The following is a 12,894-nucleotide window of genomic DNA, read 5'->3' on the forward strand; positions in this document are numbered from 1 at the left end:
AATCCAAAAAAGGAGTTGGAAAACATTGGAACAAAAAGCGTTAATAACTCCCAGTCCAAATAAGCAAAAAAAAGCGGCAAAAAAACTAAATGTTTCTTTAATTTCTGGAATTGGTTTTACATTGATCATAGCCGTGTTAGGTTTTATTTTGGCAGCGTTGCCAGGTCTAAATCATATTGGACCTCTTGCGTGTGCCATTTTACTAGCTGTGGTTTATAGACAGGTTTTTGGATATCCAGAAAAATTACGTACTGGTATTCAATTTTCATCAAAAAAACTATTGAGATTTGCCATCATACTTTATGGATTAAAGCTTAACATGATTGTAATATTTCATCAGGGTTTCCCTCTATTGCTAAGAGGGGCAATAACGATCATTTTTTCAATTGTTGTTCTTATGATCATTGCAAAATGGCTAAAGGCAGATTTTAATCTTTCTTTATTATTAAGTGTCGGCACAGGCATTTGTGGTGCGGCTGCCATCGCGGCCGTATCGCCAATTATAAAAGCAAAAGATGAAGATACGGCTATGGGAGTAGGCATCATCGCATTAGTCGGCACAGTGTTTTCAATAATCTATACGCTAATATATCCTTTTTTATCAATTGGTCCTATGAACTACGGAAATTGGGTTGGAATCAGCCTACACGAGATAGGCCATGTTGCTTTAGCTGCTGCCCCCGCAGGCCAGGATGCTCTTGCTCACGCATTACTTGCCAAACTTACACGAGTATTCCTATTAATTCCGGTTTGCTTTATCCTCATGCTTTGGATGAAAAAGAAAGGAAAAACAGAAGGCGAGGCAAGATTCGAGTTTCCATGGTTTTTAATTGGCTTTATCGTTATGAGTTTTGTGGGAAGCTATATCATTGGTAATAAGGTATTGGTATCACAAAAAGTGATGTCTGATATTGCAGACTTCACATCATTAATGTTAACAATGTCAATGACCGGATTAGGATTAAATATTAGCTTGAAAGAATTACGTACCAAAGCAATACGTCCACTTATTGCCATTATTATTACATCATTTCTTTTATCATCGTTAACGTATATTAGTCTTTAACAAAGAATAAAAAGGAGAATTTTTACCCACTGCAATACATATATGACCGTCATGAATATGTTCAAACCGAATATTTCTTCTTTTTTCAACTCATTATAGATGCATAGATCATAGCAAAATCGTAATTTTCCTTGTTGAAATTCTGAATAATATCTGTAGGGTTTTGCTCAACTAATTCAAATTCAAATGTTATTTCACTATTTTTTGAATTAAACTTTCCCATGATTTGAAGTATAAAAGAAAAAGTAGGCGCAGGATCGGGAACATTGCTTACAAGTAGACCCATTCATGTCGTCCCTACCTCGTATTCATGCTGGTCAAGGTTGGCTAATTCTTCTTCGTATATTAAACGAATATAAGATGAGGAGAAACTTCACCCTCCGACATCAGTCTCCCAAATCATGTGCTCTATTTGAGCAAGCATTCTTACAAATCTACTCATTATATAGTCAGACTAGAGATTATTCATAGAGGTTTCGCTTTGCATCACTCCATCGATACAAGAAAAAAGAAGAAAACATTTTTCAAAGAAATATCGTTTTCTTCTTTTCCTTTTTCTTCTTTCATTGCTCTCTTCGTTGAGGAAAAATCAAATTAGTCTGTGTAAAGTGAGAATAAAGTTATTTAATTTTAAAACCTAAAACAAGCATAACCCCATTCTAAATTTAGGACGGGGTTAAAATATAGTTGTTTAATTTTCGATATAAAATATTAAAGAAAATGGGTCTATATCGAATGTAATGTTGCGTAAAGAAAATAAAGAGAGTAAAAGATTATTATGGCAAATGATTATATTGATTATTTTGCTTATTATAGCTATTTTTCGTGGGCGTTAGTTGAAAAAGAATAGAGGAAACCCAATAAATAGGGCTTCCTTTTATCGTTTTATCAACATTAAGATTTAACAGAGCCTTTTAATTAATTTTCCGTTTAAATCATATATAGATAACTTACATTTAATCTAATACACTTAGATAAAAGGACAAGATATTTCATATAGTCGTTCTATACACATAAAATACGTGATACAATTGCGAATATACGTTCTTTATTAAGCAATATTTTTTACAAGGGTGTGTTTTATGATTTTAAGAGTTTACGCTTATTTAAGGTTGAATAACACATTGCTTGATAAAGAATATAAGAGAGGTAGTTACAATATGAGGTGAGTATGATTATTAAGGAAGGAAGTGGAAAAATGGATTTCGAAACAGTTATGCAGGAACTGGAGGCGCTCGGTAAGGAACGAACCAAAAAGACGTACATAAGCAACGGTGCACATGAACCACTTTTTGGCGTAGCTACAGGCGCAATGAAGCCGCTCGCAAAGAAAATCAAGAAAAATCAGACTTTAGCTGAGCAGCTTTACTCTACCGGGAACTACGATGCTATGTATTTTGCCGGCATCATTGCGGACCCATTGACCATGACTGAGGTTGATTTTGAACGTTGGATGGATGGGGCGTATTTTTATATGCTGTCCGATTTCGTGGTTGCAGTAACTTTGGCAGAAACCAATTTTGCACAAGTTGTTGCTGATAAATGGATCGCAAGCGGTGAGGAACTTAGAATGTCAGCAGGCTGGAGCTGTTACTGCTGGCTTTTGGGTAACCGCCCCGACAGTGAATTTAGTGCAAGCAAAATTGCCAGTATGCTTGATCAGGTGGAAAATAAGATTCACAATTCCCCAGATCGAACGAAATCGGCTATGAATAATTTTATTTACACAGTGGGGATTTCATATTTGCCACTCCATGATAAGGCGGTTGAAACCGCAAAGGCAGTAGGTCCAGTCGAAATCAAGCGGGAAAATAAAAAAAGCAGTATCCTGCTTGCTTCTGAAAATATTCAAAAGGCTATAGATAAAGGGCAACTTGGTTTCAAACGCAAACATGTAAGATGTTAGCATATATTCACCTAAACATAATAAGGAATACTAAATAAAGAGCCTAGAATACGCACATTTTTGTGCACTACTTGCGTATTTTGGCTTTTTCTTCATCTGTTTCCTCCCTGCTCACTTCATTTTTAAATCTTCTTCTTAGTCCCTGAAATTCACAGATAGAATATTATGACCTCTATATCTATCATCTATCGTAAATATCAAAAACGTTTTTTCCTACGTTAAGGAATCCTCGGCTTTTGACTGTATATTGTCTTTACAGAATAATATGGAAAAGTTATACTTTAATAGTACATTAGTCCTTATTTATAGTTAGTATAATCTATTTTCAAGGGAGAGAAGATACAGATGAAAATGTTAAATCGAGCTGTATTAATTCTTTTTGCATTTCTATTATTTATTTCTATCAATGCAGAGAACACTTCAGCAAGTACATATGTTAATAAAGAATTTTCTACTTTAGCTAAGAAAGGCAAGTTAAAAGGTGTTTCTGGTCAGGTAGGAATGACTTATGGTTCATTGAAAAAGAACAACAAAGGTAAAGTAGCCCCATCTGAAGCTTTTCTTTTGTATAATACTAAAAAAGCCACTTATGGTTTCTTTTATGGGAAATCGTACACTAAGATTTCATCTAATCAAAAGATCGTTCTTATTTCTCGTGATTTATCAGGAAATATTAAAGCTAACCAAATTCAAAAATACTTTGGTAAACCCGTAGCAAAGAATGCATATAAGGCAGGAAAATACTATATTCGTATTCTAAATAATTATCATAAAAATGGTACAGTGACTATTCAGGTGGGTACGAAAGATGGTATTAACTCTGTATATACAACTGATGAGGAAGGTATTTATCATATTAAATAATTAGAGTTAATCAGGGTGCTGTACGCTAAGCACATCACAGTATAAAAAGTCAATTTCTTTGAGTATTCATACAAAGAAATTGACTTTTTTCTTTTATAGAACAGGCCAGAGTTATTCCTCCAGTCTACAGTATATTATAATTCCATTTCATTTAATAAATCTCTTAATGCCTTTAGCTCCTCAACAGACAACGTGACACCCTTCCCCATTTTCTCATGTTCTGGAGCCCAGTCACGTAAATCATACTTGGGTGCTTTTCCGTTCCAGCTAATAAGATTTAATTCTTTTGTCCAGCCTTTTGGGGATTGTGATACCGTACCTACTGTTTCTTGAATTTCGAATTTAATATCTGCCATTCAGTTTCTCCTCCATAGTTTAAAATAACTAAGTGTATGTCTCGTTCTCGAAATACTGTTCAACTAGTCGCAACAGCTAAACAGTATTTCGACCAAGAGGATTCATTTGTGTCACGACTAATGTGTCATCGGAAATTATCAAAGAAGAAACATAAAAAAGGTCACCATCTATGTATAATTAAAAATATACTGAAAATCTTTAATGTTCTATATAGAAATTAAGAAGATGCAGAGACTTTTTCTCTTGTTCTACCTCCCCATTAAACAAGAACGTTTTTTTATTAAGACTTGTCTTCTTTTTTTAATCTTCCTCATCTTGTGCGAGTGCTAATGCGATATCAGCACGTACCTCAGATAGTTTTTTCTTTTCACCATTTGGATAGACGATGCTCCAGAATTCAAATCCGTTGTAACGGTCTGTATAGTTTTCACCTTTGATGGAGTTAACCGCTGCAATTGCAGCACTTGAAAGACTGCTGTATTCTTTACTTTGGAAAAGTATATGACCGCTGGTTAGATCGATTTCTGCTTTGGTAATGGTGTTTCCATAAGTAGATTCTAAATATTTTTCGGTTTCATTTAGACGAGGATAGATTTCATTCCAAGATATTTTCGATGTACGAACGGTAGAAGAAGTTTTGACTTTCCGTTTTTCAGGTGTCTCATTTTTTACGGCATCAAAAATTTCATCTAATACATCTTTATATTTATTATAAATAGCGATACATAATTCATCATTTACTTTTGCCATGGGTTTATTCACTCCTCTATATACCATGCGTAAGTTATGGACATATTGTTCTAAAAGGTTTTTATTCGCAATTGAAATTTTGGGATGGTTTAAGCAAGGCACAATGACAAAATCATATAGTCCTTGATAATCGACTTGAATAAACTCCGGACATTTTGGTTTTACCGTAGAATCAGGAGATAAAAATACCTTTAAATCATATGTATACGAGTCATCCAAATTGTTTAAAATTTTTGTATATGTTTCGGTTTGATCTTTATTTTCACGTGATAATACTTTATTTTCTACAATAATTCGTACAAAGTCGTTTGTTAAATATAAATCAAATCGGGCATTTAATTTCGTATTGGTATCCGGATCAACGGCAGAAGCTGTTACCTCAGTAGCGACTTCCATTTTTTCTAACTCAAGTGCATCCGATTCAATCAAATCAAAATCAATAGTTGTTTTCATATTCGAAACGTTCTCTTCACAAATGTAGTAGAGAAAACGCTTCAGTGGGAATGAGCCTAAATTTAACGAAGAAGTTGGCGAGAGTAGCCAACTAATAAATGCGCTATGCATTGTTTCGCGGTGTCCAAAACCTAATAATTGAAACAAACTTTCTTTTTCAAAAGATTCCTGTAATCGTAAAAAATCGGGATCACTAATTAACTTATTTAGTTGGGATTTCAATTCTTTTGTATTGGTAATCATCATGAACCTCACATTCTAGACGGTGTCAAAATCTAACTTATAATCTATCATAACATGTTTAGAAATAGAGGAAAAATGTTCAATAAAACACAAGTTCTGCGAAATGTCGTTCGTGTGAATAGATTGTTTTTTATAAGTTAAATTTTAAAAATATCGTTATTCCACTATCGAGTCCTTTGATTATCGATGAACCTTAAGTTGTATTAGTCCAATTCATGAGTATGGTTTGAAAGATTAAACATATCCAATCCCCCCAATCACTGAATGAGCCTTATCAAGATTATTATAAACAGCCTGTGCCACTTAATATTTTGTTTCAACCTTTTTATGGTATATCTCAATGGACTTAGGAAATAGTATGACTAGAACTTTTTGTAGGAAGTGATAGCTATGAGAGCAAATTGTTTCAGTGAGTATGACCCTTTGAAACAAGTTATTTTATGTGAACCACAATACATGAGAATTAAAGACGTGATTAATGAAACACAGAAACATTTTGAAGATGAAGGCATTCATATTAAAACCGCAATGACTCAGCATGCTAATTTTGTATCAGCCCTTAGAAAATTAGGAATAGAGGTCACCCTACTTCCTTCCTATAACAAGTATCCCGAGCAAGTATTTACTCGTGATATAGGATTTACACTCGGAGAGAAAGTTTTTGTAGCCGAGATGGGTACAGATATCAGGACAGGTGAAGAAAATGTTCTGAAAGAATGGCTTCAAAACAAAAATGTACCTTTTCATAATCTAACAGGAGATCGAATAGAGGGCGGCGATGTCCTGTTAGATGGAGATACCATTTATGTCGGGGTTAGTGAGCGAACAAACATCGAGTCTATTGAAAAGCTTCAAAAGCTTCTTCCTGAATTTGATGTCATCCCTATTCCGTTTACTGATACCTATCTCCATCTAGATTGTGTATTTAATATCATTTCCCCGAACGAAGCGTTAATTTTCCCCGGGGAAATTAATAAAGAACAATTGAACCTGCTGGCATCTAGATACGATTTAATTGAAGTAACCGAAGATGAGCAATTTACTCTTGGGACGAATGTGCTTTCAATCGGAAATAAGAGGATTATTTCTCTCCCTGTCAACACAAAGGTTAACAAAGAACTGAGAAAAAGGGGCTACGAACTGATTGAGGTTGATATTACGGAAATCATAAAATCTGGAGGAGCATTCAGATGCTGCACTCTTCCTATCGTTAGAGAAAAGCTTCAACATTAAACTAGACAACTTTATAAAGGTGTTCAAGTGTTGCACGTAATCAAAAAACGCCTCTACAATTATCTGTAGAGACGTCTTTTGACGTTGGTCTCACTTATCATACTCTAGAAAAATAATGTAACGGTTTTCTAAGGGTATTTTTACAGATCGTTACCCTGCATCATCTATCAGTGCTGCGAAAAAAACGTGACAACTCTATAACCATTGCTCCCCTTCTTCTGTCAAAGTCGCCGCTGTTACTTTTCCAACTTGCAACTGCTGATACAACATGCTCAAAAGCTATTAGAAAGTCGTCTATACAATCCTTTTCCCTTACATATTTAAATAGTGAACGATTTTGAATAGCCACGGTAAAACAAGCTGCATCTACCTCAAATTCATTACAATTCCTTTAAAAAATCGGATGAATATGAAATAATAGAACAAGTTTTTTATGAATTGAGGTGTCCTTTATGGCAATAACCAAAAGCTATTTATTAACTGCAGTACTTGGTGTCATTGGCGCCTATGTTTTTCAATTGTTACATATCCCAATGCCGTGGCTTCTTGGTCCATTGCTAACAATATTAGTTTTACAATTAACGACCCCGCTTTCTTTAAAATGGAATAAACACTTTCGAAATTTTGGTTTAGTTATTGCTGGGTATTCGATTGGCCATGCCTTTACTCTTGAGGCACTTGCAGATATTCGGCTTTATTTACCTGCGATGATTTCATTAAATGTCCTTTATATCATTTTATTTATTCTCATCAGCTGGGTTATAGTTAAACGTGTGAAAGTTGACCAACTTACCGCGCTTACTAGCTGTGTGCCTGGCGGTATGACACAAATTGTTGCTTATGCTGAAGAACAAGGTAGTAAACATATTACGATGATTACGTTTTATCAAGTGCTCCGTGTACTCTGCATTGTCGGCTTTGTACCAATGCTCGTTGTAGGTAGTAGCAGCAGCTCGAGCCCATCTGTTTCAGACGTGCATTACACGTTGCCGTTTTTATTGTTTTTTGCTTTAAGTTACATTGCTGGCTTTATCGCCATGAAAATCAAAATCCCTACCGGCTATATGCTTGGTCCGGTATTTTTATTTATGGGCTTACAACTTGCAACTATCGAAATTCCGGAAATTCCGGTAAGCGCACTCCATGTTGCACAAATTGTGCTGGGGATTTATATCGGATTGCTTATGAAAAAAGAGAGTCTTCACCTATCGAAAAAGCTGATTTTCTATGCGTTCGTTTCGTCGTTTCTATATATCGCAAGTGCGTTCGGCCTCGCTCTATTAGTAATGCAATTTTATCCGCTCGACTTTAAAACGAGCTTTTTAAGTATCGTGCCTGGTGGCCTCGATCAAATGGGAATTATTTCTGCGTCAGTTCATGCTGACAGTACTATTGTTACAGCCTTTCAATTGTTCCGCGTTCTAGTAGTCTCTATTGCGATTGTTCCATCTATTAAATATTTCACAAGTAAACGTCAAATAGCCCCGGATACACGATAACAATTGTGTTTTCGGGACTATTTTTTGTTTGCCTCGCTTTTGAATCAACTATCATCCCCATGCTGCATTAAAGCAGGAGATGCGAGAAATGTATTTTATGATGAACGTCCGATTGCCCTCTGTAGCTTAATAAGCTAATTTAAGGATTATTTGTCCATAATCCCGCAGTTTTTACAACAACTCTTGGATTTAGTTTTAATCCAGCTACAAGAAGTTCAGCTAAGTCTTCTGGTTTCATGACATTTTCGGCGTTCCCAGAAATAAGGTTAGCTTCATAGGCTAAATCAGTTGCAACTGTACTTGGTGTTAAAGCAGTAACACGGATATTATGTTTTCTTACCTCTAACATAAGGGACTCAGTTAAACCTAAAACGCCAAATTTAGAAGCGCTGTAAGCACTCGTAACAGGTGCTCCTTTTTGTCCAGCCGTCGAAGAGATATTCACGATATCACCTGATTTTCTTTCAATCATATCAGGTAAAACAGCCCTTGTAACATTGTATACTCCCATTAAGTTTACTCGAATGATTCTTTCCCATTCTTCTGGGGTCAACTCAAGAAAGCCTCCAAACTTAGCTATCCCTGCATTGTTAACTAAGATATCAATGTCTCCAAGTTCTGATTTGATATGAGCAACAGCATGATTAACGGCTTCAAGATCCGATACATCCGCAGATGCTGCTGACACTTTTATATCAAATTGTTGTAATTCACTTGATAGCTCTTCAAGATTAGTCATATTTAAACCAATCAAGCCAAGATTCACACCTTCTTTTGCTAATGCCAATGCAGTTGCTTTTCCGATTCCTCTACCAGCCCCAGTAATTAGAGCAGTTTTCCCATTTAATGCGGGCATGCAATCACGTCCTTTACAATTATAAGAATAATTTTTGATCTATCAAGTTGGCCTATAGGCTTTTTGTTTAACGATAGTAAACCTTTATTCCTCCTTGAAATTAAATTGCTTTTCAAGAATTAGGATAGCCTATCTAATTAACAATGATAAGTAGTAACATTTTTTGTATATAGTATACATTTTAATCCTACTGAAATTTGCATATTCACTTAAGCGGGTTAAAAAATCTTAATTCTTATTATTCGGATGGTAAGAACTCCTAAGAATATGAATGATTTCATTACGCTCATTTAATATAAGCCTTAGGTTCTACCTTAGTCAATTAAGAAGCACATTTACCTAGTTAAGCAGCAGGTTCCATACGATTGAATCCTTAACGAATAGAACATAAAAATATTCCTAATAGTAGGAAAAAGACGTAAAGACGGCGAATTGCCTATATAGAGATGATTAAAAAAGGAGGGCTTTTTCTTGGAACAAACCATTATTCGTCATATGGAAACCGTGCGTAGAATAACTGAGCAAACAATGAAAAACATTCCGGAAGAAATTTCCGATACCATTCCAAAAGGTTTTAACAACAATATTCGTTGGAACTTTGGACACATTGCATTCGTACAGGAAAAAATCGTCTTTGGAATTTCAAATGAAGAGATGAACATTCCGAAAAATTACGAGCTGCTTTTTAGTGCTGGAACGAAACCGACAGAATGGGAAGTAACGCCTCCATCATTTGCCGAGCTTGCAGAGGTCTTGACGGAGCAAAAAACGAGAATCAAAAATTTTATTCCAGGACGTTTGCATGAAAAACTGCCAACTCCATTTACAAATCGAGGAGGCATTACATTTTACACAGTTGGTGAGGCATTTTTATTCAGCTTTTACCATGAAGCATTACACATCGAAACGATTAAGCGATTATATCGAGCTATTTCTTCATATTCCGGCAATCTACAGCAGAAATAATAGGCAGATTAAAAAAACAAAAAACGCTAAACTACCAACAAATTCAAAGATTACAGTATCAGACAGGATCTATACAGGATCTATACAGGATCTATACAGGATCTATACAGGAAATATTCAGGCGATACTTCTTCAAGCATCGCCTTGGTTAGTCTAATGATAAAATTATAATTTTATGTTTTTTATTGCTTTAAAATTAGTCAATTTAACATCTTAAGGTTCTACAGTTGAGCACATTTAAGGGTGACTTAGTACCTAAAATAGCCTTCTATATAATATCTACTTTACATGGTTGCACAGTTTACCAATATGCTCCACTTCAACTACTACTGTATCTCCCGATTTCATAGGACAACTCCCTGAAGGTGAGCCAGTAGCAATGACATCACCTGGCTCAAGTGTCATAACTTGTGAAATCCAGCTGATAAGGAAAGGCAAGGAAAATGATATCTGATTAGTATTCCCCTCTTGTACAACTTTTCCATTTAAAGTTGTAACAATTCCTAAATTAGTTGGATCTATTCCTGTGACAATACACGGCCCCAACGGACCAAAAGTATCAAAACCTTTACCTCGCGTAAACTGTGGATCGGTTTGAGTAAGGTCTCTTGCGGTTACATCATTAAAGATTGTACAACCAAAAACATAATCCAATGCCTCTGCTTCTTTTATATTTTTACCCCGTTTACCAATAACAAGTGCTACTTCCCCCTCCATTTCTACCTGGTTGGTTAATTCACTTGATGGAAGAATAATTTCACTCTGATCTGGAATCAAAGAAGACGTTGGTTTTAAAAACAGGAATGGCTCATTGCGATTAGCCTCTCCTCCAGTCTCTTCTGCATGTCCAGCATATGTCCAGCCAAAATTAATGATTTTCGAAGGGGTCACTGGCTCCAAAATCTTTACATCACTATATTTAACTCTTACATCATCATATTTCAGTTGATTGTTTACAATTTCAGTAAAACCACTAGACAATTGTATAATTTCGTCATCCTCAACAATCCCATAAAATACTTTATCATGGTTTTGATAACGAACAATAGTTTGTACTTTTTGTAATGTCTTCATTTCTAAACGAACTCCTTCATTGACTCCTTTACTAACTAGCTTACCAATAAATCGTACCTACTTGCTAATTAATATTGTCTTTTTTCTTTTTATTAAACCCCACCTTATTTTTCTCAAAAAATGCCCCAAATTTTAATTAGCTGTTTGTTGCAACTGTTCTTCATTCTTTTCCTGTTGGACGTACCAAATGAATTTTCCTGTATAACCATAAATTACCGCAAGAATAATAGAAACAAAGCTTAACCACATAAATGGAGTATAAGAAAAGGTGGAAATGCCTAGAATCCCCGCCATGAAAATCCCATTGTCAGACCACGGGATCATACCAGAGGTTAATGTCCCCCCGACTTCAGAGTTTCGTGCTAATACTCTTCGATCAATATTTAATCTGTCATAGCTTTCTCCCATAATCTTAGGAGTTAAAATTAATGAAACATACATAGCACAGCCAAAAACATTAGCAAAGAATGCTACAATTAAAGTGGATAGGGTTACATTTCCAGCTGATGTTAAGTAAGCCTGAAACTTGGAAACAATCACTTTGATTACTCCTAAATGTTCCAACAGACCACCAAATCCTAATCCAAATATAATTACAGCGACCGATCCAAGCATTCCTTCCATTCCACCACGATTAAGAAGGTTATCCATAAATTCAATACCAGTATTAATGGAGAAACCGCTGTAGGCAGTACCTACAGCATCGGTAACATTCATACCCTGGAACACTGCTGCCCAGATAGCTCCAAGCAGAGCTCCTGAAGCAATTGTAGGAACAGAAGGTTTTTTCATAGCAAGCATGACAATAACAAATATAGCAGGAACCAACATCCAAATGTGAATATTAAATGTATTAAGTAGTGCTGACTTCAGAAACTCTACTTTTTCTAAATCAGTACCTTCCCCGCCATATATAAATCCTGCGCCAGTAAAAAGAATTGCAGTAATAAGGTAGGCAGGAATGTCTAAGTATAACATAGCACGCACGTGTGCAATAACTTCTACTTTTGAAAGGGATGCTGCAAGTACAGTACTATCAGAAAGCGGAGAGAGTTTATCTCCAAAGTATGCTCCAGAAAGAACGGCACCCGCTACAAGGGGAAGAGGCATATCTAGTCCTTCTCCAATTGCCATCATAGCGATTCCAGCGGTTCCGACCGTTCCCCATGATATACCTGTCGCCAAAGATGTGATTGAGCAGATAACTAATGTAGCTAATAAGAAAATACTTGGATGAATAAATTCCAATCCGTAATAAATAAGCGTTGGCACTACTCCCCCTGCAATCCAGGTCCCAATGCACCAACTGCAATAAGTATCAATATTGCCTCAAGCCCATTTGAAATGCCTGTTGTAATGGCTTTCTGTAATTCTTCATAGCGAAATCCTAATCTCAATCCAAGTAAAATTACAATAAACCACGAAATAAAAAGCGCCAACTGGATTGGTAAATCAAAAAATGCAGTAAACGAGAAAACAATTACTAAAAACAATCCTAATGTACAAATGATTTCTAAAATAGATGGTAATCGTATATCCCTCACCCGTATTCCTCTAATAATAAAATGATTTTACAATATTTTAATCAAAAGATTTTTTCTCGTTATCTATTAACTATGAATATACT

11 protein-coding genes and 1 pseudogene are annotated in these 12,894 nt (G+C 35.5%); 6 read left to right on the forward strand and 6 right to left on the reverse strand.

Annotated features, from left to right (window positions below; all coding sequences use genetic code 11):
* The first annotated feature begins 43 nt into the window (after positions 1-43).
* Positions 44-1,066, forward strand: a complete 1,023-nt coding sequence (locus BAOM_RS13020) for a YeiH family protein (RefSeq protein ID WP_373995342.1) — start codon at positions 44-46, stop codon at positions 1,064-1,066.
* 85 nt (positions 1,067-1,151) lie between these two features.
* Here the strand turns inward: BAOM_RS13020 and BAOM_RS13025 are convergent, their stop codons facing one another.
* Complete coding sequence (locus BAOM_RS13025) at positions 1,152-1,352, reverse strand: hypothetical protein (protein ID WP_127760618.1); 201 nt, start codon at positions 1,350-1,352, stop codon at positions 1,152-1,154.
* A gap of 912 nt (positions 1,353-2,264) precedes the next feature.
* Between BAOM_RS13025 and BAOM_RS13030 the strand changes: the two genes are divergently transcribed.
* Together BAOM_RS13030 and BAOM_RS13035 are read left to right on the forward strand one after the other, a co-directional pair.
* Positions 2,265-2,972, forward strand: coding sequence for a DNA alkylation repair protein (locus BAOM_RS13030; RefSeq protein ID WP_127762565.1), 708 nt, complete (start codon positions 2,265-2,267; stop codon positions 2,970-2,972).
* Between the two features lie 345 nt (positions 2,973-3,317).
* Complete coding sequence (locus BAOM_RS13035) at positions 3,318-3,836, forward strand: hypothetical protein (protein WP_127760619.1); 519 nt, start codon at positions 3,318-3,320, stop codon at positions 3,834-3,836.
* A gap of 134 nt (positions 3,837-3,970) precedes the next feature.
* On the opposite strand, the gene BAOM_RS13040 is transcribed toward BAOM_RS13035, so the two are convergent.
* Positions 3,971-4,192, reverse strand: a complete 222-nt coding sequence (locus tag BAOM_RS13040) for a YdbC family protein (protein ID WP_127760620.1) — start codon at positions 4,190-4,192, stop codon at positions 3,971-3,973.
* A gap of 301 nt (positions 4,193-4,493) precedes the next feature.
* Positions 4,494-5,642, reverse strand: coding sequence for a PD-(D/E)XK nuclease family protein (locus BAOM_RS13045; protein WP_257467288.1), 1,149 nt, complete (start codon positions 5,640-5,642; stop codon positions 4,494-4,496).
* A gap of 387 nt (positions 5,643-6,029) precedes the next feature.
* Between BAOM_RS13045 and BAOM_RS13050 the strand changes: the two genes are divergently transcribed.
* Positions 6,030-6,872, forward strand: coding sequence for a dimethylarginine dimethylaminohydrolase family protein (locus tag BAOM_RS13050; RefSeq protein WP_127760621.1), 843 nt, complete (start codon positions 6,030-6,032; stop codon positions 6,870-6,872).
* 452 nt (positions 6,873-7,324) lie between these two features.
* Positions 7,325-8,371 (forward strand): AbrB family transcriptional regulator, encoded by a 1,047-nt coding sequence (locus BAOM_RS13055; RefSeq protein ID WP_127760622.1) that lies wholly within the window; start codon positions 7,325-7,327, stop codon positions 8,369-8,371.
* A 139-nt stretch (positions 8,372-8,510) separates the two neighbouring features.
* Here the strand turns inward: BAOM_RS13055 and BAOM_RS13060 are convergent, their stop codons facing one another.
* Positions 8,511-9,227: a 3-ketoacyl-ACP reductase gene (locus BAOM_RS13060; RefSeq protein ID WP_127760623.1), complete on the reverse strand. Its 717-nt coding sequence runs from the start codon at positions 9,225-9,227 to the stop codon at positions 8,511-8,513.
* A gap of 471 nt (positions 9,228-9,698) precedes the next feature.
* Here BAOM_RS13060 and BAOM_RS13065 point away from each other — a divergent pair, with 471 nt between their 5' ends.
* On the forward strand, positions 9,699-10,193 hold the full coding sequence (locus BAOM_RS13065; RefSeq protein WP_127760624.1) for a DinB family protein: 495 nt from the start codon (positions 9,699-9,701) through the stop codon (positions 10,191-10,193).
* Between the two features lie 279 nt (positions 10,194-10,472).
* Here BAOM_RS13065 and BAOM_RS13070 read toward each other — a convergent pair whose 3' ends face one another.
* Entirely contained in the window at positions 10,473-11,267 is a 795-nt protein-coding gene (locus tag BAOM_RS13070) for a fumarylacetoacetate hydrolase family protein (protein WP_127760625.1), read from the reverse strand.
* Between the two features lie 132 nt (positions 11,268-11,399).
* A pseudogene (gene nhaC, locus BAOM_RS13075) lies at positions 11,400-12,811 on the reverse strand (Na+/H+ antiporter NhaC).
* Between the last annotated feature and the right edge of the window lie 83 nt (positions 12,812-12,894).

Source organism: Peribacillus asahii (assembly GCF_004006295.1).
GTDB classification, from domain to species: domain Bacteria; phylum Bacillota; class Bacilli; order Bacillales; family DSM-1321; genus Peribacillus; species Peribacillus asahii_A.

Bases quoted from the DNA above. Each gene is read 5' to 3' on its own strand.
- BAOM_RS13025 (WP_127760618.1), bottom strand. From the start codon at position 1,352: ATGGGTCTACTTGTAAGCAATGTTCCCGATCCTGCGCCTACTTTTTCT.
- BAOM_RS13030 (WP_127762565.1), top strand. From the start codon at position 2,265: ATGGATTTCGAAACAGTTATGCAGGAACTGGAGGCGCTCGGTAAGGAA.
- BAOM_RS13035 (WP_127760619.1), top strand. From the start codon at position 3,318: ATGAAAATGTTAAATCGAGCTGTATTAATTCTTTTTGCATTTCTATTA.
- BAOM_RS13040 (WP_127760620.1), bottom strand. From the start codon at position 4,192: ATGGCAGATATTAAATTCGAAATTCAAGAAACAGTAGGTACGGTATCA.
- BAOM_RS13045 (WP_257467288.1), bottom strand. From the start codon at position 5,642: ATGATGATTACCAATACAAAAGAATTGAAATCCCAACTAAATAAGTTA.
- BAOM_RS13050 (WP_127760621.1), top strand. From the start codon at position 6,030: ATGAGAGCAAATTGTTTCAGTGAGTATGACCCTTTGAAACAAGTTATT.
- BAOM_RS13055 (WP_127760622.1), top strand. From the start codon at position 7,325: ATGGCAATAACCAAAAGCTATTTATTAACTGCAGTACTTGGTGTCATT.
- BAOM_RS13060 (WP_127760623.1), bottom strand. From the start codon at position 9,227: ATGCCCGCATTAAATGGGAAAACTGCTCTAATTACTGGGGCTGGTAGA.
- BAOM_RS13070 (WP_127760625.1), bottom strand. From the start codon at position 11,267: ATGAAGACATTACAAAAAGTACAAACTATTGTTCGTTATCAAAACCAT.